This is a genomic window from Streptomyces polygonati, from assembly GCF_042650325.1.
Lineage (GTDB): Bacteria > Actinomycetota > Actinomycetes > Streptomycetales > Streptomycetaceae > Actinacidiphila > Actinacidiphila polygonati.
This window is the reverse complement of the sequence record NZ_JBHSBB010000010.1, coordinates 745828-768124: the sequence shown is the minus strand read 5'-3', so window position 1 is coordinate 768124 and position 22297 is coordinate 745828. Positions and strand designations below refer to the sequence as shown.

The following is a 22297-nucleotide window of genomic DNA, read 5'->3' as shown; positions in this document are numbered from 1 at the left end:
GTCGGCGGTGCCGAACTGCCCGCAGGCCGCCGCGAGGCTCCCGGCCGCTGCCCGGCAGGGGTGGCGGGGAGGACTGCCGTACGGGGGCGAGGCGGTGCCGGAGCCGTGGGTCGGCCGTCAGGGCGGGAGAGGCGCGGGGAGGCCCCGGGTCGGGGCCGGGCGGAGCCCGGGGGAGGGGGGAAGAGGCCGCCCCGGGCGCCCTCTTGGGTGGGGGGAACGGATTTCACGTATGGCAGCGAAGCGTGTAATGTCTTCCTCGCTCGCCCCAATAGCTCAGTCGGTAGAGCGTCTCCATGGTAAGGAGAAGGTCTACGGTTCGATTCCGTATTGGGGCTCTGATGGATCGGTTCCCCGCCGTTCACGGCGGGGGCCTGTTCATCGCAGCGGCGTAGCTCAGTCGGTAGAGCAAGCGGCTCATAATCGCTGTGTCACCGGTTCAAGTCCGGTCGCCGCTACTCTCCGTAGCCGATTGTGGGATCGGTCCCTCAGTCGGCTACTATCCATGTGTTCATAACACCCGTCCCGTTCGTCAAGGAGCACTCACGTGGCCGCCACCGACGTCCGCCCGAAGATCACGCTGGCCTGCGTGGAGTGCAAGGAGCGGAACTACATCACCAAGAAGAACCGGCGTAACGACCCGGACCGTCTTGAGATGAAGAAGCACTGCCCGCGTTGCAACGCGCACACCGCGCACCGCGAGACGCGCTGACGCTCCCCGTCCCCACGCAAGCCAAAGCCGTACGTCACAGCCCACAGCACAGCACCACGCCGTGACCGCCGTGACCGTACGCACAGGGCCGTAGACAGGCCGAATTCCGACATGCCGTGAGGCCGTTCCCGTGTCACCGCCGGGGGCGGCCTCTCGGCATGTCCGGGGTGGCCCCGCCCCCGCGGGTCAGCGCTGCGTCAGCGGCCCGGCAGGTCCCCGTAGGCCCGGAAGCGTTAAGATCCGACCCGCCGTTCCGACGTTTCCGTACCGCAGTCGTTTCCGCACCGGAGGTGCCGATGGCCCTGGACCAGTCCTTCGTGGGGCGGAGTTATCCGCCCACCGACCCCTATGAGGTGGGCCGGGAGAAGATCCGCGAATTCGCCGAGGCGATCGGTGACGACAACCCCGTGTATACGGATCCCGACGCCGCCAAGGCACTGGGTTACCCGGATGTGATCGCGCCGCCCACCTTCGCTTTTACGATCACCTACAAAGCGGCCGGTGTGGTGATCTCCGACCCGGAACTGGGCCTGGACTACAGCCGGGTGGTGCACGGCGACCAGAAGTTCGCGTACACCCGCCCGGTACGGGCCGGCGACCGGCTCACCGTGACCTCCACGATCCAGACGATCAAGTCACTGGCCGGCAACGACGTGCTGGAGATCCGCGGCGAGGTCCACGACGTGTCCGGCGAGCACGTGGTCACCGCCATGACGAAGCTGGTCGCCCGCGCGGCGGACGAGCCGGCCCCCGAACCCGTCGCGGCAGCAGAGGGAGAAGCGTGATGGCGGCCACGATCGCTTACGAGGACGTCCAGCCCGGCACCCAACTGCCGCCGCGCTCCTTCCCGGTGACCCGCGCCACCCTCGTCCAGTACGCGGGTGCCTCCGGCGACTTCAACCCGATTCACTGGAACGAGAAGTTCGCCCGCGAGGTCGGCCTGCCCGACGTCATCGCGCACGGCATGTTCACCATGGCCTCCGCGATCCGGGTCGTCACCGACTGGGCGGGCGATCCGGCCGCGGTCGTGGAGTACGGCGTCCGCTTCACCAAGCCGGTGGTCGTACCGAACGATGATCAGGGTGCGCTCATCGAGGTGACCGCCAAGATCGCCGCCCTGCTGGACGACAACCGCGTCCGGGTGGACCTCATCGCGACCAGTGAGGGACAGAAGGTCCTGGGCATGGCCCGCGCGGTCGTCCAACTGGCCTGACCCGGCGGCCGCCGCCCGGCTGAAAGCCTCCTCGCCCAGAGCCGTCGTCCATCACGGTACGTAAGAATCCCGCTCGCCCGACCGCTGCGTTCTGTCCCGGTTTGTCGGCACGACCGGCATAGGGTGTCCTGTCAGACGCACAGGACGCACAGGACGCACCGGGCCGTAGCAGAGGGCAATGGACGATGGCTGAAGCGATGTTCGACGGCCGTGAGCTGTACATGCTGCACGACATGTTCTGGCGGGAGTTCGCCCTCATGCCCGGGCTGGTGCGCGGCACCGCCGAGGGCGACCGGGAGCGGGCGGAGATCGTCGGCGGCCATATCGCCGGGCTGAACACCGACCTGCGCCTCCACCGGGCCGGCCAGGACACGTTCGTCTGGCCGCTGCTCCTCGACCGCTGCGCCGACGACGTCATCCCCGTGGTCCAGGTGATGGAAGGCCAGAACGACGAGGTCGACCGCCTCTCGCAGGAACTGGACGCGGCGCTGGCGACCTGGCGCCGCGGCCCCACCGCGGACTCCGGCAAGGCGCTGGCCCGGGTCCTCGATCAGCTGGTCCCGGCGCTGCAGGAGCACCTGGGCACCGAGGAGGCCCACCTCGTCCCGCTGATGGAACGGAACATCCCGGCCGCGGAGTGGAGCGAGATCGTCCGCAAGGGCGTGGCCGAGGCCGACGCGGAACGCATGCCGCTCGGCTTCGGCATGCTGATGTACGAGGGCGATCCCGAGGTGGTGGAGATCGCCCTGGTCCGTCTGCCGCCGGAGCTCCGGTCGGCCGTCCGGGAGCAGGCCCCGCAGGTCTACGCGGCGCACGCCGAGCGGGTCCACGGCACCCCGACCCCGCCCCGCAGCAGCGAACTGACGGCGGCGCGCCCGTACAGACCCCACTCCGTACCGCCGGACGCCGCCGCTGGAAGCACGGACGACCGGGAGGCGGCACCCGCCGTACGCCGGCGGGGCGCCACCGGGCGCGGCCGGGGCGGGCGGGAAACGTAGGCTGACGCCTGTGGATGTACTGGAGAACGCCCCCCTCGCGCCGCTGACCACCTTCCGCCTCGGGGGCCCCGCGCGGCGGCTGGTGACCGCCGGGACGGACGACGAAGTGGTGGCCGCGGTGCGGCAGGCCCAAGGCCGGGGCGAGCCCGTGCTGGTGGTCGGCGGGGGAAGCAATCTGGTGGTCGCCGACCAGGGGTTCGAAGGCACCGCCGTACGCGTGGCCAGCCGGGGCATCACGCTGGACGGCGCCCGGGTCGAGGTGGCGGCGGGCGAGACCTGGGCCCGGGTGGTCGCCGCGACGGTGGGCGCCGGGCTGGCCGGGGTCGAGTGCCTGGCCGGGATCCCGGGGTCGGCCGGGGCCACGCCGATCCAGAACGTGGGGGCCTACGGGCAGGAAGTGGCGGGCACGATCACCGAGGTCGTCGCGTACGACCGGGAGCGGGACGAGGTCGTCACCCTCGGCAACGCCGACTGCGGGTTCTCCTACCGCAGCAGCCGCTTCAAGGAGGTGGCCGGCCGCTTCGTGGTGCTGCGGGTCCGCTTCGAGCTGGAGGACGCCGGGGGGCTGTCCGGACCGGTGAAGTACGGCGAGACCGCCCGCGCCCTGGGAGTGGAGCCCGGCGACCGGGTGCCGCTGGGCCGGGCCCGCGACACGGTGCTGGCGCTGCGGCGCGGCAAGGGCATGGTGCTGGACGAGAGCGATCACGACACCTGGTCGGCCGGCTCCTTCTTCACCAACCCGGTGCTGACCGCCGCCGAGTACGACGCCTTCCTGGGCCGGGTGCGGACCCGGCTCGGCGCGGGGACGGAGCCGCCCGCGTATCCGGCCGGCCAGGACCGTACGAAGACGTCGGCCGCCTGGCTGATCGACAAGGCCGGCTTCGGCAAGGGCTACGGCACCGGCCCGGCCCGGATCTCCACCAAGCACACGCTGGCGCTGACCAACCGGGGCCGCGCCACCACCGAGGATCTGCTGACCCTGGCGCGCGAGGTGCGCGACGGGGTGTACGAGGCCTTCGGGGTGACACTGGTCAACGAGCCGGTGATGGTCGGCGTCGAGCTCTAGGCGGCGGGCTGCCCGGCAGTCCCGTCGGACGACACCCACGCGTCGATCCCGTCCAGCATCCGCTCGCGCAGCTCCGCCGGGGCCCGGGAGCCGCGGACTGACTGGCGGGCCAGTTCGGCCAGTTCGGGGTCGGTGAAGGCGTGGACGCGGCGGGCGATCTCGTACTGGGCGGCCAGCCGCGAGCCGAAGAGCAGCGGGTCGTCGGCGCCCAGGGCCATCGGGACGCCGGCCTCGTAGAGGGTGCGCAGCGGGACGTCCTCGGGCTTGTCGTAGACGCCGAGGGCGACATTGGAGGCCGGGCAGACCTCGCAGGTCACCCCGGACTCGGCCAGCCGGCGCAGCAGGCGCGGGTCCTCGGCGGCGCGTACGCCGTGGCCGACCCTTTCGGCGTGCAGGTCGTCCAGGCAGTCGCGGACGCTGGCCGGGCCGGCGAGTTCACCGCCGTGCGGGGCGGCGAGCAGGCCGCCCTCCCGGGCGATGGCGAAAGCCCGGTCGAAGTCCCGTGCCAGGCCCCGGCGTTCGTCGTTGGACAGCCCGAAGCCGACCACGCCCTGGTCGGCGTAGCGGACCGCGAGCCGGGCCAGCGTACGGGCGTCCAGCGGGTGCTTCATCCGGTTGGCGGCCACCACCACGGCCATGCCCACCCCGGTGTCCCGGGAGGCGCTGCGCACCGCGTCCAGGATGATCTCCAGCGTCGGGATCAGACCGCCGAGCCGGGGCGCGTAGGAGGTCGGGTCGACCTGGATCTCCAGCCAGCCGGAGCCGTCCGCCGCCTCTTCCTCGGCGGCCTCGCGGACCAGCCGCTGGATGTCCTCCGGGGTGCGCAGGCAGGACCGGGCGATGTCGTAGAGCCGCTGGAAGCGGAACCAGCCGCGCTCGTCGGTGGCCCGGAGTTTCGGGGGCTCGCCCGAGGTCAGCGCTTCGGGCAGATGCACTCCGTGTCTGTCGGCCAGCTCCAGCAAGGTGCTGGGACGCATGGAGCCGGTGAAGTGCAGATGCAGATGTGCCTTGGGCAGCCGGCGGATCTCCCGCGCCGGGCCGCGTACCTCGGGTACTTCTCGTGCCATTCCAGGATCCTGCTATACGACGGCCCCCGTCCGGTACCAGTTTCTCCGAACGGGGGCTTGCCCGAATACGCGAACGGGCGCCGGAACGCCTTACGCGGTGGCCTCGCCGAGCAGCTTCTGCAGCCGCGCGACGCCTTCCACCAGGTCGTCGTCACCCAGCGCGTAGCTCAGCCGCAGATAGCCGGGTGTGCCGAACGCCTCACCGGGCACCACCGCGACCTCGGCCTCGTCCAGGATCAGCGCGGCCAGCTCCACCGAGTCCGCCGGGCGCTTGCCGCGGATCTCCTTGCCGAGCAGCGCCTTCACCGACGGGTAGACGTAGAACGCGCCCTCGGGGACCGGGCAGACGACGCCCTCGATCTCGTTGAGCATCCGCACGATGGTCTGCCGGCGGCGGTCGAAGGCGGCGCGCATCTCGGCGACGGCCGCCAGATCCCCGGAGACGGCGGCCAGCGCGGCTACCTGCGCCACATTGGAGACGTTCGAGGTGGCGTGCGACTGGAGGTTGGTCGCGGCCTTCACCACGTCCTTCGGGCCGACGATCCACCCCACCCGCCAGCCGGTCATCGCGTAGGTCTTGGCGACGCCGTTGACCACCACGCACTTGTCCCGCAGCTCGGGGATGATCGCCGGCAGCGAGGTGAACGTCGCGTCGCCGTAGACCAGGTGCTCGTAGATCTCGTCGGTGAGCACCCACAGGCCGTGCTCGACCGCCCAGCGGCCGATCGCCTCGGTGTCGGCCTCGCTGTAGACCGCGCCGGTCGGGTTGGACGGCGAGACGAAGAGCAGGACCTTGGTGCGCTCGGTGCGGGCCGCCTCCAGCTGCGCGACCGACACCCGGTAGCCGGTGGTCTCGTCGGCCACCACCTCGACCGGGACCCCGCCCGCCAGCCGGATCGACTCGGGGTAGGTGGTCCAGTACGGGGCCGGGACGATCACCTCGTCGCCCGGGTCGAGGATCGCGGCGAAGGCCTCGTAGATCGCCTGCTTGCCGCCGTTGGTCACCAGCACCTGGGAGGCGTCCACCTCGTAGCCGGAGTCGCGGAGCGTCTTGGCCGCGATGGCCGCCTTCAGCTCCGGCAGGCCGCCGGCCGGCGTGTAGCGGTGGTACTTCGGGTTGCGGCAGGCCTCGACAGCGGCCTCGACGATGTAGTCGGGCGTCGGGAAGTCGGGCTCGCCGGCGCCGAAGCCGATCACCGGACGCCCGGCGGCCTTCAGGGCCTTGGCCTTGGCGTCCACGGCCAGGGTCGCGGACTCGGAGATCGACCCGACGCGGGCCGACACCCGCCGCTCGGTGGCAGACGGTACGGAGGGAGTAGCTGCGCTCATGACTGCATGCTCCCAGACCGGGGGCGGCACCGGCACTGGTGTTTGCCGGGGATTACCGGCGGATTGCCGAGCCGTTGCGCGGCTGGTGGGCCGCCGGCGGGCCGTCGGCCGGTCACCCTGTGCAAGACGTTCGACGGGGAGCGCCGAACCACGTACACTCAACGTCCGGTGGCCCTCCCGGCAGCAGGACTGAGGTACGTTGGGAGTGTCAGCATAGGGTCGTAGCTCAATTGGTAGAGCACTGGTCTCCAAAACCAGCGGTTGCGGGTTCAAGTCCCTCCGGCCCTGCTCCACACGTCCGTCAGGGCGTGGGCTGTAAGCACTCGCCGTACCGCGCGACGGGCGCGGAATGGCACACGACCGGAGTCAGGTGATGACGAGTGACCGAGATCACGGACTCCATCGGTGTTCCTGAGCCTGGCACGACTCAGGACGACCAGGAGACCGAGAAGAAGTCCCGCCGCGGCGGTAAGCGCGGAAAGAAGGGTCCTCTCGGACGTCTGGCGTTGTTCTACCGCCAGATCGTGGCTGAGCTGCGCAAGGTCGTCTGGCCGAACCGCAATGACCTGACGACGTACACCACTGTGGTGATTGTCTTCGTCGTGGTCATCATCGCGTTCGTGAGCGTGGTTGACTGGGGTTTCTCGAAGCTCGTCGCGAACGTCTTCGGCTGATCCCCGCGGCGGGTGCGGATCTTCTGCGCGCCCGCCTGTGTCCCACCCTCTGAATAGTCAGGAAGAGCAGCCACCGTGTCCGACCCGAACGTGTACGACGCCGCCGCCGAAGACGATTCTGCCGAGGGCGACGACACCGCGCTCGACATCGTCGAGGGTGCCGACGCCGACATCGACCAGGCAGAGGCTGCCGACCTGGCCGCGGGCGAGTCCTCCGAGGAGGAGGCCGTTCAGTCCGAGGACGAGGCTTCCGCGGCGGCTGCTGACGAAGACGAATCGGATGAAGAGGCCGCTGCTGCCGTTGTCGCCGCCGCCTCCGAGGACGACGTCGAGGACGCCGAGACGGGCGAGGCCGGCGAGGTCGGCGAAGAAGCCGCCGTGGCCGAGCCGGTCGACGCGGTGGCCGCCTTCCGCGAGGAGCTGCGGACCCTGCCCGGCGAGTGGTATGTGATCCACACCTACGCCGGCTACGAGAACCGCGTGAAGTCCAATCTGGAGCAGCGCGCCGTCTCGCTGAACGTCGAGGAGTACGTCTACCAGGCCGAGGTCCCCCAGGAAGAAGTCGTCCAGATCAAGAACGGCGACCGCAAGACGATCCGGCAGAACAAACTGCCCGGTTACGTCCTGGTCCGCATGGATCTGACCAACGAGTCCTGGGGCGTCGTCCGCAACACCCCCGGTGTCACCGGCTTCGTCGGCAACGCCTACGACCCGTACCCGCTGACCCTGGACGAGATCGTCAAGATGCTCGCCCCCGAGGTGGAAGCCGCGGCCGAGGCGGCCGCGATCGCCGACGGCACGGCCCAGCCGCGCAAGGTCGAGGTCCAGGTGCTGGACTTCGAGGTCGGCGACTCGGTCACCGTCACCGACGGCCCCTTCGCCACCCTCCAGGCGACGATCAACGAGATCAACCCGGACTCCAAGAAGGTCAAGGGCCTGGTGGAGATCTTCGGCCGCGAGACCCCGGTCGAGCTCAGCTTCGACCAGATCCAGAAGAACTGAGCCCTTCCGCCTTCCAGGTGTCGCGAAAGCCCCCGCCGACGGCGGGGGCTTTCGCGTGTTCATGCCTGATCGGCGGCCGGTCAGTCGTCGGCGTTCAGGACGGGGAGGTAGCCGGCCGAGTGGCCGAGGGCGGTGGGGTGGTAGGACTCCCAGGTGGGGAGGGCGAGGTCGTGGAGGTAGTCGTCGCCGGAGCAGAGTTCATGACCGCGGAAGGTGCTGCGGACGTCGCCGAAGACGAAGCCGTGGGCCGAGGCGCGGGCGGCGGTGGTGGTGTCGATCAGGTCGGCGGCCTCATCGATCTTCTGGTGCTTGGTGGCGCTCATGCCGATGCAGAAGACATTCAGGGTGTAGAGGTCCGGATACCCCAGGACCACGACCCGCGCTGACGGGGCCTTGGCGCGGATCGCGTTGTAGACCGTGTCGAGCCGGCCGGGCAGGGTGCTGCGTACGTAGTTCTCGGCGGTGTTGACCCGGTTGACGCAGGTGCTGTCGGAACCGGTCACGCATGTGGTGATCACATCCGTGAAGCCCGCGTCGTTGCCGCCGATGGTCACGGTGACCAGGGTGGTGGACGCGCTCAGCGAGCCGAGCTGGCTGTTGGTGACATCGGTCGTCACGGCCCCCGAACAGGCGGCGAAGGCGAACGACGAGGGCCCGTGGGCGGCGGCCCACAGTGCGGGGTACGCGCTGTTGCTGCGGTGGCAGTCGCCACTCGAACTGATGTAGTTCCCGGCGCCGTTCCCGGCCGAGTACGAATCCCCGAGCGCGACGTACGACACCCCGGCCGCTTGGGCCGGGCCGGTGGCGACGACGGCGAGGGCGAAGGCGGACACCAGCGCGCCGAGCGCTGACAGTGACCTGGTGAGTCTCACGGAACCTCCTGGTCGGGCAGGATCGCTGCCACTGAATTGTGACCAGTTGATTACGTAGCATCACCAAGAGGTGGTGTCCATGCCAGGAACAACGCGTGTAGATTTTTCTTCGGGTCTGGCCCTTCGCGGGCGCCCCGGGACCGCACTCAGGCCAGCGACCGCCCGGTCACGACCGAGACCCGCTCGTCAAGCACCTTCGCCGCGTCGGGATTGAGCGTCCGCAGCGCCACCACCGGGGTCAGGAACCCTTCCGCGGATTGGCGGCGTCACGAATTCCCCCTCCCGGGCACGACCCGCGGGGGGACCTGACCGGCTCCACCCGGCCGGTACGCGGCGATCCGGTCGGCGATCACCTGCGGTGGTGACACCTCGGCGTCGACGACCAGGACCTCCACGCCCCACCCACGCAGGATCACCACGGCCCGTTCGTACAGTGCGGTCTCCCGGCGCGGGATGTCGGGATCTCGCTCGAACCGGTGACGGGCGCCCCGGCGGGCGATGCGCGCCGCGATCGTTTCCGGGGCGGCGGTGAGCACCACGGCCAGGTCCGGAAGCAGGACGCCGGCATGGAGATCCAGCAGGTACTCCTCCGGCACACCGTCGAGCCGCTGGACCACAAGGCTGGACGCCAGATAGCGGTCGCACACCACGGTGCGGCCGGCCGCGAGCTGCGGCAGGATCTCACGCTCCAGGTGGTCGTACCGGTCGGCGGCGATCAGGCAGGCCAGTGCCCGGCCACCGATCCGGTCGGCGTGGCCGCGCACGAATTGGCCGAGATCGGAGTCGGTGGGTTCGGCCGTGGGGAGGACCGCTTCACCCTCGTCGGCGAGCAGGGCGGCCAGGGCCGCGACCGTGCTGGACTTGCCGACACCGCCCGGCCCGTCGAGGGTGATGAAGCGACCCCGCCGGTTCAATGCCGCCGCCCCCGCTGCTCCCGCGGACCGCAGGGCGTCGCGCACGCTGCCGTCAGCCGGCCGGTCGGGCGCCGTGGGTGGTGGCGAGGGTGGTGATGCGGGTGGCCAGGGCGGTGTCCTCGGCGGTGATCGCGCCGTCGGCGTCGTGGGTGTTGAGGGCGAAGCTGATCGTGCCGTAGAGGATGCGGATGGCGGCGTGATGGTCGGCTTCGTCCTCGGCGGCGGCGACGGCGGCGTAGAGGCCCGGGAGGTCGGCGCGGGCGGCCTTGAAGTTGGCGGTGAGGAAGCCTTCCTTGACCGTCCAGCCGGGTAGTCCGGTCAGCGCCTGGTCGAGTTCGGCGCGGGTGAGCGGCGCGGTGGCCATGCGGGGATCTCCTTGTCGGCGGGCTGGTCAGGCACGTACGACACTAAGGGTGACCGGGGAGCGACGGGTCGGTTCGACCACGCTCCGCGCGGCGGGGAACCACGAGGTGGCCGGATGCCCGTAGGGGAGGTGGTTTCCGCTGCCGGACGGGATGAGCTGGCCCGTGGGAGTGAAGGCATCGCCGTGGACGCCCCGGACGCGGGGCTTGCGGGAGCGGACGAAGCGGGGCTCCGGCCCGGCCCTGGTGATCCCGGCGGAGTCGTTCGCCGCGTTCGTGGCCGCCGTCCGCGAAGGACGCTTCGCCGTGTGATCCCGCTGCGGCCGGCAGTATCGGGCGAGGACATCCGAACCCTTCAAGCCGAGAGGGAGAGCACTGTGACAGCCCAGCCCGAACATCCGACGCCGGGTCCGCGGGTCCGCCCCATCCCGCACACCATCGACGCCGTGGCCGGCTCGCTCGCTCCCGCCAAGCGCATCAGCCGGCCGGAGGGCTCGGCCCACTGATTTCGGCCCGGGGCGCGATACCCGCTAAAGTGGTGCGGTATGCCTGCTCGCAGGCACGAACACTCTCAACAGGACCCGGAGAGAGCAATGCCTCCCAAGAAGAAGAAGATCACGGGGCTGATCAAGCTCCAGATCAACGCCGGTGCGGCCAACCCGGCTCCGCCGGTCGGACCCGCGCTGGGTCAGCACGGCGTGAACATCATGGAATTCTGCAAGGCGTACAACGCGGCCACCGAGTCGCAGCGCGGCATGGTGATCCCGGTGGAGATCACGGTCTACGACGACCGCAGCTTCACCTTCATCACCAAGACGCCGCCGGCCGCCAAGCTGATCCTGAAGGCCGCGGGTGTGGACAAGGGCTCCGGCGAGCCGCACGTCAAGAAGGTCGCGAAGCTGACGCGCGCCCAGGTGCGGGACATCGCCACCACGAAGCTCCCCGACCTGAACGCGAACGACCTGGACGCCGCGGAGAAGATCATCGCGGGTACGGCTCGTTCGATGGGCATCACGGTCGAGGGCTGACGCCCCGTACCAGCCCCTGCGGCACCCCCTGTGGCAGGGCCTGCTCGGCCCGCACCACGACTCCATCCACTTACAGGAGCAGAACGTGAGCAAGCGCAGCAAATCCCTCCGCGCTGCGGACGCCAAGATCGACCAGGAGCGCCTGTACGCGCCCCTGGAGGCCGTTCGCATCGCCAAGGAGACCGCGACCACCAAGTTCGACTCGACCGTCGAGGTCGCCTTCCGCCTGGGTGTCGACCCGCGCAAGGCCGACCAGATGGTCCGTGGCACCGTGAACCTCCCGCACGGCACCGGCAAGACCGCCCGGGTCCTGGTCTTCGCGACCGGTGACCGTGCCGCGGCCGCGGAAGCCGCGGGAGCCGACATCGTCGGCTCCGACGAACTGATCGACGAGGTGGCGAAGGGCCGGCTGGACTTCGACGCCGTCGTCGCCACCCCGGACCTGATGGGCAAGGTCGGCCGCCTCGGCCGCGTGCTCGGCCCGCGTGGTCTGATGCCGAACCCGAAGACCGGCACCGTGACGCCCGACGTGGCGAAGGCGGTCACCGAGATCAAGGGCGGCAAGATCGAGTTCCGCGTCGACAAGCACTCGAACCTGCACTTCATCATCGGCAAGGTGTCGTTCGACGAGACCCAGCTGGTGGAGAACTACGCGGCGGCGCTGGACGAGATCCTGCGGATCAAGCCGTCCGCGTCGAAGGGCCGTTACGTACGGAAGGCGGCGGTCTCCACCACCATGGGCCCCGGCATCCAGGTCGACCCCAACCGCACCCGTAACCTCCTGGTCGAAGAAGACCCGGCGTCCGTCTGACCCACCCGTCCGACCCGGCCGTCCGACCTGTCCGTCCGACTGGTCATACCCGCGGTCGTATGGTTCAGGACCCCGCCCCGCGAACCGGGGGCGGGGTCCTCGCCGTTCGCGAGCGGCTTCGCGGCCGCCCGCGCCGCCGCCCGCCCCGCCGGAGGCGATTTGCCCGGTGGGGGACCGGTCCCGTACGCTGCCGGAGAAGCCATAGACCGCTGGTTGTCGCCGTGCCCCGCAGGGGGTGGGGTGGCCGAAGGATCCGCTGACTGCGGACGGCCCGCGCAGGTGACCGAGAACGATCTCCGGAAGCGTGCGAACGCGTCCGTCGAGCTCCGCCCCGTGCGCCCGCGCCGGGGCGTTTCGCATTTCGCTGCCATTCGATCATTTTCGGATGTCTCCTCCTTCAACGCCGGGCGGTCCGCAATCACCCGGAAGGAGGCCGAGACTCATGGCGAGGCCCGACAAGGCTGCCGCGGTTGCCGAGTTGACGGACAAGTTCCGTACCTCGAACGCCGCGATGCTGACCGAGTACCGCGGTCTCACCGTGGCGCAGCTCAAGACGCTGCGCCGTGCACTCGGTGAGAACGTCACGTACGCCGTGGTGAAGAACACGCTGACCAAGATCGCGGCCAACGAGGCCGGGATCAGCACGCTCGACGACCTGTTCGCGGGTCCGTCGGCCGTCGCCTTCGTCGCCGGTGACCCGGTCGAGGCGGCGAAGGGTCTGCGTGACTTCGCCAAGGACAATCCCGCTCTCGTCATCAAGGGCGGTGTCCTTGACGGTAAGGCGCTGTCCGCCGACGAGATCAAGAAGCTCGCGGACCTCGAGTCCCGCGAGGTTCTGCTCGCCAAGCTGGCGGGCGCCATAAAGGGCAAGCAGTCCCAGGCTGCCGCGCTCTTCCAGGCGCTTCCCTCGAAGTTCGCCCGCACCACCGAGGCGCTTCGGGTCAAGTTGGCCGACGAGCAGGGCGGTGCCGGTACGCCGGCTCCCGCCGAGGCTGCCGAGTCGGAGTAACCGGCTCGACGGTCCAGCGGGCACCGAGTACGCCCGCCGACATGTACATCCGGCACCAGCCGAATTAGTGGAAGGACCGCCATCATGGCGAAGCTCAGCCAGGCCGAACTGCTCGAGCAGTTCGAGAACCTCACCCTCATCGAGCTCTCCGAGTTCCTGAAGGCCTTCGAGGAGAAGTTCGACGTCACCGCCGCCGCCCCGGTCGCGGTCGCCGCCGCCGGTGGCGCTGCCGCCGCCGTCGAGGCCCCCGAGGAGCAGGACGAGTTCGACGTCATCCTCACGGGTGCCGGCGAGAAGAAGATCCAGGTCATCAAGGTCGTGCGTGAGCTGACCTCGCTGGGTCTGAAGGAAGCCAAGGACCTCGTGGACGGCGCTCCGAAGGCCGTTCTGGAGAAGGCCACCAAGGAAGCCGCGGAGAAGGCCAAGGACGCCCTCGCGGCGGCCGGCGCCTCCGTCGAGGTCAAGTAACACCTCGCACAGCACCCAAGCGACACCTCGGGCGGTCCCGGCTCCACTCCGCTCGACGCCCGGCAGCGACATCCGGCCCCGCCAGGTCCGGATGCCCGCGCCGGCTCTGCTCCACCCGCCGAGGGCGGCCACTCGAAAGGGTGGCCGCCCTCGGCCGTTTTCGATCTACGCGAGGCTGGGGCCTTGACGTGGGCGGCGCATCGCGCAATTCTCAGGACGCGCCCGCTGCGTCGGCGTACGCGTCCCGCGGTGTCCCGGAGATCGATCCGGGTCGGATGCATGGATCGACGCCCAAGCGGGAATGCATGGCTATGCAGCGTGACGGACAGCGGGTCCGGGCTCCGAGGGCCGGACCCCGCGAGGTAGACGAGGGGGCGACGATTCGGTACTCCGAATCTCAGCTCTGGACATCAGTGGGCCAAGTGGCTACACTGACCCTTTGCGCTGCCTGTTAGCTGCTGCCTGGCCCGTCACCAGGAGCATGCCCGTATCTGAGCGACACTGAAGAGGCCTGTCATCAGGGATTTCTCTTCAGCTCAGGGGTGGACCGGTACGCGCGTAGTGAGTCCGAGCCCTCGGAAGGACCCCCTCTTGGCCGCCTCGCGCAACGCCTCGACTACCAACTCGAACAACGGCGCAAGCACCGCACCGCTGCGCATTTCTTTCGCGAAGATCCGTGAACCGCTCGAAGTTCCGAACCTCCTCGCGCTCCAGACCGAGAGCTTTGACTGGCTGCTCGGGAACGCCGCGTGGAAGGCCCGGGTCGAGGCGGCCCTTGACAGTGGGCAGGATGTCCCCAGGAAGTCCGGTCTGGAGGAGATCTTCGAGGAGATCTCTCCGATCGAGGACTTCTCCGGGTCGATGTCGCTCACTTTCCGTGACCACCGCTTCGAGCCGCCGAAGAACTCGCTGGACGAGTGCAAGGAGCGCGACTTCACCTACGGTGCGCCGCTCTTCGTCACCGCCGAGTTCACCAACAACGAGACCGGCGAGATCAAGTCCCAGACGGTCTTCATGGGCGACTTCCCCCTGATGACCAACAAGGGCACCTTCTGCATCAACGGCACCGAGCGTGTCGTCGTGTCGCAGCTGGTCCGCTCGCCGGGCGTCTACTTCGACAGCCAGATCGACAAGACGTCCGACAAGGACATCTTCTCCGCCAAGATCATCCCGTCCCGGGGTGCCTGGCTGGAGATGGAGATCGACAAGCGCGACATGGTCGGTGTCCGCATCGACCGCAAGCGCAAGCAGTCGGTCACCGTGCTGCTCAAGGCGCTCGGCTGGAGCACCGAGCAGATCCTGGAGGAGTTCGGCGAGTACGAGTCGATGCGCGCCACCCTGGAGAAGGACCACACCCAGGGCCAGGACGACGCGCTGCTGGACATCTACCGCAAGCTGCGCCCGGGCGAGCCGCCGACCAAGGAGGCCGCCCAGACCCTGCTGGAGAACCTCTACTTCAACCCCAAGCGCTACGACCTGGCCAAGGTCGGCCGCTACAAGGTCAACAAGAAGCTCGGCGGCGAGGCCCCGCTGGACGCCGGCGTGCTCACCACCGACGACATCACCGCCACCATCAAGTACCTGGTCAAGCTGCACGCCGGGGAGACCGAGACCTCGGGCCACAACGGCTCGCAGATCGTGGTCGAGGTCGACGACATCGACCACTTCGGCAACCGCCGCCTGCGCAACGTCGGCGAGCTCATCCAGAACCAGGTGCGTACCGGCCTGGCCCGGATGGAGCGCGTGGTCCGCGAGCGGATGACGACCCAGGACGTCGAGGCGATCACGCCGCAGACCCTGATCAACATCCGGCCGGTCGTCGCCTCCATCAAGGAGTTCTTCGGCACCAGCCAGCTGTCCCAGTTCATGGACCAGACGAACCCGCTGTCCGGCCTGACCCACAAGCGCCGCCTGTCGGCGCTGGGCCCCGGCGGTCTGTCCCGTGAGCGGGCCGGCTTCGAGGTCCGCGACGTGCACCCGTCCCACTACGGGCGGATGTGTCCGATCGAGACCCCGGAAGGCCCGAACATCGGCCTGATCGGCTCGCTGGCCTCCTACGGCCGGGTCAACGCGTTCGGCTTCGTCGAGACCCCGTACCGCAAGGTCATCGAGGGTGTCGTCACCGACGACGTGGACTACCTGACCGCCGACGAGGAGGACCGCTTCGTCATCGCGCAGGCCAACGCGCCGCTGACCGAGGACCTGCGGTTCGCCGAGTCCCGGGTGCTGGTCCGCCGCCGCGGCGGCGAGATCGACTACATCCCCGGCGACGACGTGGACTACATGGACGTCTCGCCGCGCCAGATGGTGTCGGTCGCCACCGCGATGATCCCGTTCCTGGAGCACGACGACGCCAACCGCGCGCTCATGGGATCGAACATGATGCGCCAGGCCGTACCGCTGATCAAGTCCGAGGCGCCGCTGGTCGGCACCGGCATGGAGTACCGCTGCGCGGTCGACGCCGGTGACGTCATCAAGGCCGAGAAGGACGGTGTGGTCCAGGAGGTCTCCGCGGACTACGTCACGGTCACCAACGACGACGGCACGTACAACACCTACCGGGTCGCCAAGTTCTCCCGGTCCAACCAGGGCACCTCCTTCAACCAGAAGGTCGTGGTGAACGAGGGCGACCGCGTGGTCGCCACCCAGGTGCTCGCCGACGGTCCGTCCACCGAAGAGGGCGAGATGGCCCTCGGCAAGAACCTCCTGGTGGCGTTCATGCCCTGGGAGGGCCACAACTACGAGGACGCGATCATCCTGTCGCAGCGCCTCGTGCAGGACGACGTCCTGTCCTCGATCCACATCGAGGAGCACGAGGTCGACGCCCGTGACACCAAGCTCGGCCCCGAGGAGATCACCCGGGACATCCCGAACGTCTCCGAGGAGGTCCTCGCGGACCTCGACGAGCGCGGGATCATCCGGATCGGCGCCGATGTGGTGGCCGGCGACATCCTGGTCGGCAAGGTCACGCCCAAGGGCGAGACCGAGCTGACCCCGGAGGAGCGGCTGCTGCGCGCGATCTTCGGCGAGAAGGCCCGCGAAGTGCGGGACACCTCGCTGAAGGTGCCGCACGGCGAGGTCGGCAAGGTCATCGGCGTCCGCGTCTTCGACCGCGAGGAGGGCGACGAGCTGCCGCCCGGTGTCAACCAGCTGGTGCGCGTGTACGTGGCGCAGAAGCGGAAGATCACCGACGGCGACAAGCTGGCCGGCCGCCACGGCAACAAGGGCGTCATCTCCAAGATCCTGCCGGTCGAGGACATGCCGTTCCTGGAGGACGGCACCGCGGTCGACATCATCCTCAACCCGCTCGGCGTCCCGTCCCGGATGAACCCGGGCCAGGTGCTGGAGATCCACCTCGGCTGGCTGGCGAAGCAGGGCTGGGACGTCGCCGGTATCGCCGACGAGTGGGCGAGGCGGCTGGACGTCATCGGTGCCGGCCGGGTCGAACCCAACACCAACGTCGCGACCCCGGTCTTCGACGGCGCCCGCGAGGACGAGATCGCCGGCCTCTTCGAGGCCACGGTCCCCAACCGCGACGGCGACCGGATGGTGCTGCCCTCGGGCAAGGCCAGGATGTTCGACGGCCGCTCCGGCGAGCCGTTCCCGGAGCCGATCTCGGTCGGCTACATGTACATCCTCAAGCTGCACCACCTGGTGGACGACAAGCTGCACGCCCGGTCCACCGGCCCGTACTCGATGATCACCCAGCAGCCGCTGGGCGGTAAGGCGCAGTTCGGCGGACAGCGGTTCGGCGAGATGGAGGTGTGGGCGCTGGAAGCGTACGGCGCCGCTTACGCCCTCCAGGAGCTGCTGACCATCAAGTCCGACGACGTGCTCGGCCGCGTGAAGGTGTACGAGGCCATCGTCAAGGGCGAGAACATCCCCGAGCCCGGCATTCCCGAGTCCTTCAAGGTGCTCATCAAGGAAATGCAGTCGCTCTGCCTCAATGTGGAGGTGCTGTCCTCGGACGGTATGTCCATCGAGATGCGGGACACGGACGAGGACGTGTTCCGCGCGGCGGAGGAACTCGGTATCGACCTGTCCCGGCGTGAGCCGAGCAGCGTCGAAGAGGTCTGACGGGTTGTCGCCGGGCCTCCCAGGGCCCGGCGTCGCTCGCCCCCTGAGCCGCTGACGCGGCCCGGGGGGACCCCCAGGACCCGTCCAGACCATTTTGAGAATCAACCCGAGAGGGATTGACGACACAGTGCTCGACGTCAACTTCTTCGATGAGCTGCGGATCGGCCTGGCCACCGCGGACGACATCCGGACCTGGTCCCACGGCGAAGTCAAGAAGCCGGAGACCATCAACTACCGCACCCTCAAGCCGGAAAAGGACGGGCTCTTCTGCGAGAAGATCTTCGGCCCCACCCGGGACTGGGAGTGCTACTGCGGTAAGTACAAGCGTGTCCGCTTCAAGGGCATCATCTGCGAGCGCTGCGGCGTCGAGGTCACTCGCGCCAAGGTGCGCCGCGAGCGGATGGGCCACATCGAGCTGGCCGCGCCGGTCACCCACATCTGGTACTTCAAGGGTGTCCCGTCCCGCCTCGGCTACCTGCTGGATCTCGCCCCGAAGGACCTGGAGAAGGTCATCTACTTCGCGGCGTACATGATCACCTGGGTGGACGAGGAGCGCCGCACCCGCGACCTGCCGTCGCTGGAGGCCCAGGTCTCCGTGGAGCGCAGCCAGGTCGAGCAGCGCCGTGACTCCGACGTGGAGGCCCGCCAGAAGAAGCTGGAGGCCGACCTCGGCGAGCTGGAGAACGAGGGCGCCAAGGCCGATGTGCGCCGCAAGGTGCGCGAAGGCGCCGAGCGCGAGATGAAGCAGCTGCGCGACCGCGCCCAGCGCGAGCTGGACCGCCTCGACGAGGTGTGGGCCCGCTTCAAGAACCTCAAGGTCCAGGACCTGGAGGGCGACGAGCTGCTCTACCGCGAGCTGCGCGACCGCTTCGGTACGTACTTCTCCGGTTCGATGGGTGCCGCGGCGCTGCAGAAGCGCCTGGAGTCCTTCGACCTGGACGAGGAGGCCGAGCGCCTCCGCGAGATCATCCGCACCGGCAAGGGCCAGAAGAAGACCCGCGCGCTCAAGCGCCTCAAGGTCGTCTCGGCGTTCCTGCAGACCACCAACAAGCCCGGTGGCATGGTGCTGGACTGCGTACCCGTGATCCCGCCGGACCTGCGTCCGATGGTGCAGCTGGACGGTGGCCGCTTCGCGACCTCCGACCTGAACGACCTGTACCGCCGGGTGATCAACCGCAACAACCGCCTGAAGCGGCTGCTGGACCTCGGCGCGCCCGAGATCATCGTGAACAACGAGAAGCGGATGCTCCAGGAGGCCGTCGACGCGCTCTTCGACAACGGCCGCCGCGGCCGCCCGGTCACGGGCCCCGGCAACCGTCCGCTGAAGTCGCTGTCCGACATGCTCAAGGGCAAGCAGGGCCGCTTCCGCCAGAACCTGCTCGGCAAGCGCGTCGACTACTCCGCCCGTTCGGTGATCGTGGTCGGCCCGCAGCTCAAGCTGCACCAGTGCGGTCTGCCCAAGGCGATGGCGCTGGAGCTCTTCAAGCCGTTCGTGATGAAGCGCCTGGTGGACCTCAACCACGCGCAGAACATCAAGTCGGCCAAGCGCATGGTCGAGCGCGGCCGCACGGTCGTGTACGACGTGCTGGAAGAGGTCATCGCCGAGCACCCGGTGCTGCTGAACCGCGCGCCGACCCTGCACCGCCTGGGTATCCAGGCCTTCGAGCCGCAGCTGGTCGAGGGCAAGGCCATCCAGATCCACCCGCTGGTCTGCACCGCCTTCAACGCGGACTTCGACGGCGACCAGATGGCGGTGCACCTGCCGCTGTCGGCCGAGGCGCAGGCCGAGGCCCGCATCCTGATGCTGTCCTCGAACAACATCCTCAAGCCGGCCGACGGCCGTCCGGTCACCATGCCGACCCAGGACATGGTGCTGGGTCTGTTCTTCCTGACCACGGACTCCGAGGAGCGCGAGGTCGTCGGAGAGGGCAGGGCGTTCGGCGCCACCGCCGAGGCGATCATGGCGTTCGACAACCGCGAGCTGTCGATGCAGGCCCCGGTCGACATCCGCTTCCCGGTCGGCACCGTGCCGCCGCGCGGCTGGACCCCGCCGGAGCCCGCCGAGGGCGACACCGACAGCCGCCCGTACCAGCTGGGCGACTCCTTCCGGCTGCGCACCACGCTGGGCCGCGCGCTCTTCAACGAGCTGCTGCCCGAGGACTACCCGTTCGTGGACCAGCCGGTCGGCAAGAAGCAGCTCTCCGAGATCGTCAACGACCTCGCCGAGCGGTACCCGAAGGTCATCGTGGCGGCGACGCTCGACAACCTGAAGGCGGCCGGCTTCCACTGGGCCACCCGTTCGGGTGTCACCGTGGCCGTCACCGACATCGTCGTGCCCGAGGCCAAGAAGGCGATCATCGCCTCCTACGAGGCGCAGGACGAGAAGGTGCAGAAGCAGTACGAGCGCGGTCTGATCACCAAGCAGGAGCGCTCGGACGAGCTGATCGGCATCTGGACCAAGGCGACCAACGAGGTCGCCGTGGCGATGAACGCCAACTTCCCGCGGACCAACCCGATCTTCATGATGGTCGACTCGGGCGCCCGCGGAAACATGATGCAGATGCGGCAGATCGCCGGTATGCGCGGTCTGGTCTCGAACGCCAAGAACGAGACCATCCCGCGGCCGATCAAGGCGTCCTTCCGTGAGGGCCTGTCCGTGCTGGAGTACTTCATCTCCACCCACGGTGCCCGTAAGGGTCTGGCCGACACCGCGCTGCGTACCGCCGACTCGGGTTACCTGACCCGTCGTCTGGTGGACGTCTCGCAGGACGTGATCATCCGTGAGGAGGACTGCGGCACCGAGCGCGGTCTGAAGCTGCGGATCGCCAAGCGGGACGACGACGGCACGCTGCGCAAGACGGACGACGTCGAGACCAGCGTGTACGCGCGGATGCTCGCCGAGGACGTGGTGGTGGACGGCAAGGTCGTCGCGCCCGCCAACGTCGACCTCGGCGACGTGCTGATCGACCAGCTCGTCCGGCTGGGGGTCGAGGAGGTCAAGACCCGCTCGATCCTCACCTGCGAGTCGGCCGTCGGCACCTGCGCCTTCTGCTACGGGCGCTCGCTGGCCACCGGCAAGCTGGTGGACATCGGCGAGGCCGTCGGCATCATCGCGGCCCAGTCGATCGGTGAGCCCGGCACCCAGCTGACCATGCGTACCTTCCACACCGGTGGTGTGGCGGGTGACGACATCACGCAGGGTCTGCCGCGTGTGGTCGAGCTCTTCGAGGCCCGGGTCCCGAAGGGTGTCGCCCCGATCTCCGAGGCGGCCGGCCGGGTCCGGATCGAGGAGACCGAGAAGACCAAGAAGATCGTCGTCACCCCGGACGACGGCGCCGAGGAGATCGCCTACCCGATCTCCAAGCGCGTCAAGCTCCAGGTGGGCGAGGGCGACCACGTGGAGGTCGGCCAGAAGCTCACCTACGGCGCCACCAACCCGCACGACGTGCTGCGGATCCTCGGCCAGCGCCAGGTGCAGATCCACCTGGTGCAGGAAGTGCAGAAGGTCTACAACTCGCAGGGTGTGTCGATCCACGACAAGCACATCGAGATCATCATCCGGCAGATGCTGCGCCGGGTGACGATCATCGAGTCGGGTGACGCGGAGCTGCTGCCCGGCGAGCTGGTCGAGCGCGGCCGGTTCGAGCAGGAGAACCGCCGGGTGGTCACCGAGGGCGGTCACCCCGCCTCCGGCCGGCCGCAGCTGATGGGTATCACCAAGGCGTCGCTGGCCACCGAGTCGTGGCTGTCGGCGGCCTCCTTCCAGGAGACCACCCGGGTGCTGACGGACGCGGCGATCCACGCCAAGTCCGACTCGCTGCTGGGCCTGAAGGAGAACGTCATCATCGGCAAGCTCATCCCGGCCGGTACGGGTCTGTCCCGCTACCGCAACATCCGGGTGGAGCCGACCGAGGAGGCCAAGGCCGCGATGTACTCGGCCGTCGGCTACGACGACATCGACTACAGCCCCTTCGGCACCGGCTCCGGCCAGGCGGTCCCGCTGGAGGACTACGACTACGGCCCGTACAACGGCTGAGGTCACTGGCTGAGGCCACCGGCTGAGCGCGTCTCAGCCACCATGCGACCCGGGTAAGCCAACCGGTGAGCACAGGGCGGTCGTTCCCCTCCGGGAACGGCCGCCCTGCGGCATGATGAAGGGATGCTGGCCGGTGATGCTGACCGTGAGCGGGTGGTGCGCGTCCTCAAGGACGCCTTCGCCCAAGGGCGTTTGAGCCTGGAGGAGTACGAGGACCGGGTCGGTCACGCCTATGAGGCGCGTACGTACAAGGAGTTGGACCTCCTCACCGGGGACATCCCGCGCCCCAGGGCGGCCGGGGCGCCCGATTCCCCGGCCCCTCCCTACCCGCCGCCCCCGTCCTCGCCGCTGCCCCCGCCGCCCAAGACCAACAGCAAGGCGATCGGGTCCCTGGTGGCCTCGCTGGTCGGCGGCTTCCTGTGCGGTACGGGTTCGGTGGTGGGGGTCGTGCTGGGCCACATCGCCAAGCGGGAGATCAAGCGGACCGGTGAGCGGGGCGACGGTCCGGCGACCGCCGGGCTGGTGATCGGGTATCTGGGGATCGCCTTCTGGGCGTTCGCGTTCGTGGTGGGCACCATCTGGTGACGCCGGACAGCTGGTTCACCGACGGCTCGTCCGATGCCGCCGGTCCGAGGAAGTGCGGTGCGCCGGGCGGCCACCCC

The 22297-nt window shown here is 69.1% G+C and carries 21 protein-coding genes and 3 tRNA genes; 19 read left to right on the top strand and 5 right to left on the bottom strand.

Features of this window, described 5'->3' with window-relative positions; all coding sequences use genetic code 11:
- Positions 1–262: 262 nt before the first annotated feature.
- The 7 genes from ACFO3J_RS16155 (at position 263) to ACFO3J_RS16125 (ending at position 3986) form a co-directional block, all read left to right on the top strand.
- A tRNA-Thr gene (locus ACFO3J_RS16155) sits at positions 263–335 on the top strand.
- Between the two features lie 47 nt (positions 336–382).
- Positions 383–455: transfer RNA gene (locus tag ACFO3J_RS16150), tRNA-Met, on the top strand.
- Positions 456–544: 89 nt separating this feature from the next.
- The gene (gene rpmG / locus ACFO3J_RS16145; RefSeq protein ID WP_004571794.1) at positions 545–709 is read left to right on the top strand and encodes a 50S ribosomal protein L33; all 165 of its coding nucleotides are present in this window, start codon (positions 545–547) and stop codon (positions 707–709) included.
- Between the two features lie 296 nt (positions 710–1005).
- Positions 1006–1494, top strand: a complete 489-nt coding sequence (locus ACFO3J_RS16140; protein WP_386430071.1) for an FAS1-like dehydratase domain-containing protein — start codon at positions 1006–1008, stop codon at positions 1492–1494.
- Positions 1494–1922: a MaoC family dehydratase gene (locus ACFO3J_RS16135; protein WP_386430070.1), complete on the top strand. Its 429-nt coding sequence runs from the start codon at positions 1494–1496 to the stop codon at positions 1920–1922. Before ACFO3J_RS16140 ends, ACFO3J_RS16135 begins: the two co-directional genes overlap by 1 nt.
- A gap of 185 nt (positions 1923–2107) precedes the next feature.
- A complete protein-coding gene (locus ACFO3J_RS16130) occupies positions 2108–2920 on the top strand; it encodes a hemerythrin domain-containing protein (RefSeq protein WP_386430069.1) in 813 nt (270 codons plus the stop codon).
- A 10-nt stretch (positions 2921–2930) separates the two neighbouring features.
- Positions 2931–3986, top strand: a complete 1056-nt coding sequence (locus ACFO3J_RS16125) for a UDP-N-acetylmuramate dehydrogenase (protein WP_386430068.1) — start codon at positions 2931–2933, stop codon at positions 3984–3986.
- Here the strand turns inward: ACFO3J_RS16125 and ACFO3J_RS16120 are convergent.
- On the bottom strand, positions 3983–5053 hold the full coding sequence (locus tag ACFO3J_RS16120; protein ID WP_386430067.1) for an adenosine deaminase: 1071 nt from the start codon (positions 5051–5053) through the stop codon (positions 3983–3985). The two genes, ACFO3J_RS16125 and ACFO3J_RS16120, sit on opposite strands and share 4 nt — an antisense overlap.
- Before the next feature lie 90 nt (positions 5054–5143).
- Positions 5144–6382, bottom strand: a complete 1239-nt coding sequence (locus ACFO3J_RS16115; RefSeq protein WP_386430066.1) for a pyridoxal phosphate-dependent aminotransferase — start codon at positions 6380–6382, stop codon at positions 5144–5146.
- Positions 6383–6597: 215 nt separating this feature from the next.
- Here ACFO3J_RS16115 and ACFO3J_RS16110 point away from each other — a divergent pair.
- The 3 genes from ACFO3J_RS16110 (at position 6598) to nusG (ending at position 8058) form a co-directional block, all read left to right on the top strand.
- A tRNA-Trp gene (locus tag ACFO3J_RS16110) sits at positions 6598–6670 on the top strand.
- 101 nt (positions 6671–6771) lie between these two features.
- Entirely contained in the window at positions 6772–7056 is a 285-nt protein-coding gene (gene secE / locus ACFO3J_RS16105) for a preprotein translocase subunit SecE (protein ID WP_386430238.1), read from the top strand.
- A gap of 75 nt (positions 7057–7131) precedes the next feature.
- A complete protein-coding gene (nusG, locus tag ACFO3J_RS16100) occupies positions 7132–8058 on the top strand; it encodes a transcription termination/antitermination protein NusG (protein ID WP_386430065.1) in 927 nt (308 codons plus the stop codon).
- 80 nt (positions 8059–8138) lie between these two features.
- Here the strand turns inward: nusG and ACFO3J_RS16095 are convergent, their stop codons facing one another.
- From ACFO3J_RS16095 to ACFO3J_RS16085, 3 genes are all read right to left on the bottom strand, one after another.
- On the bottom strand, positions 8139–8930 hold the full coding sequence (locus tag ACFO3J_RS16095) for an SGNH/GDSL hydrolase family protein (RefSeq protein WP_386430064.1): 792 nt from the start codon (positions 8928–8930) through the stop codon (positions 8139–8141).
- Between the two features lie 266 nt (positions 8931–9196).
- Complete coding sequence (tmk, locus tag ACFO3J_RS16090; RefSeq protein ID WP_386430063.1) at positions 9197–9844, bottom strand: dTMP kinase; 648 nt, start codon at positions 9842–9844, stop codon at positions 9197–9199.
- 52 nt (positions 9845–9896) lie between these two features.
- On the bottom strand, positions 9897–10208 hold the full coding sequence (locus ACFO3J_RS16085) for a 4a-hydroxytetrahydrobiopterin dehydratase (RefSeq protein ID WP_386430062.1): 312 nt from the start codon (positions 10206–10208) through the stop codon (positions 9897–9899).
- 163 nt (positions 10209–10371) lie between these two features.
- Here ACFO3J_RS16085 and ACFO3J_RS16080 point away from each other — a divergent pair, with 163 nt between their 5' ends.
- The 9 genes from ACFO3J_RS16080 (at position 10372) to ACFO3J_RS16040 (ending at position 22220) form a co-directional block, all read left to right on the top strand.
- Positions 10372–10518: a DUF397 domain-containing protein gene (locus tag ACFO3J_RS16080; RefSeq protein WP_386430061.1), complete on the top strand. Its 147-nt coding sequence runs from the start codon at positions 10372–10374 to the stop codon at positions 10516–10518.
- A 65-nt stretch (positions 10519–10583) separates the two neighbouring features.
- Positions 10584–10712, top strand: coding sequence for a hypothetical protein (locus ACFO3J_RS16075; protein ID WP_386430060.1), 129 nt, complete (start codon positions 10584–10586; stop codon positions 10710–10712).
- Between the two features lie 87 nt (positions 10713–10799).
- On the top strand, positions 10800–11234 hold the full coding sequence (gene rplK, locus ACFO3J_RS16070) for a 50S ribosomal protein L11 (protein ID WP_386430059.1): 435 nt from the start codon (positions 10800–10802) through the stop codon (positions 11232–11234).
- 85 nt (positions 11235–11319) lie between these two features.
- Positions 11320–12045 carry a 50S ribosomal protein L1 gene (gene rplA / locus ACFO3J_RS16065; RefSeq protein ID WP_386430058.1) on the top strand — a complete coding sequence of 242 codons (726 nt, stop codon included), beginning with the start codon at positions 11320–11322 and terminating at the stop codon, positions 12043–12045.
- A gap of 442 nt (positions 12046–12487) precedes the next feature.
- Positions 12488–13054 carry a 50S ribosomal protein L10 gene (gene rplJ / locus ACFO3J_RS16060; RefSeq protein WP_386430057.1) on the top strand — a complete coding sequence of 189 codons (567 nt, stop codon included), beginning with the start codon at positions 12488–12490 and terminating at the stop codon, positions 13052–13054.
- An 84-nt stretch (positions 13055–13138) separates the two neighbouring features.
- The gene (rplL, locus tag ACFO3J_RS16055; protein WP_386430056.1) at positions 13139–13522 is read left to right on the top strand and encodes a 50S ribosomal protein L7/L12; all 384 of its coding nucleotides are present in this window, start codon (positions 13139–13141) and stop codon (positions 13520–13522) included.
- Positions 13523–14113: 591 nt separating this feature from the next.
- Positions 14114–17599, top strand: coding sequence for a DNA-directed RNA polymerase subunit beta (gene rpoB / locus ACFO3J_RS16050; protein ID WP_386430055.1), 3486 nt, complete (start codon positions 14114–14116; stop codon positions 17597–17599).
- 127 nt (positions 17600–17726) lie between these two features.
- Complete coding sequence (locus ACFO3J_RS16045) at positions 17727–21635, top strand: DNA-directed RNA polymerase subunit beta' (protein ID WP_386430054.1); 3909 nt, start codon at positions 17727–17729, stop codon at positions 21633–21635.
- A 123-nt stretch (positions 21636–21758) separates the two neighbouring features.
- Positions 21759–22220, top strand: a complete 462-nt coding sequence (locus ACFO3J_RS16040) for a DUF1707 and DUF4190 domain-containing protein (RefSeq protein WP_386430053.1) — start codon at positions 21759–21761, stop codon at positions 22218–22220.
- Positions 22221–22297 lie beyond the last annotated feature (77 nt).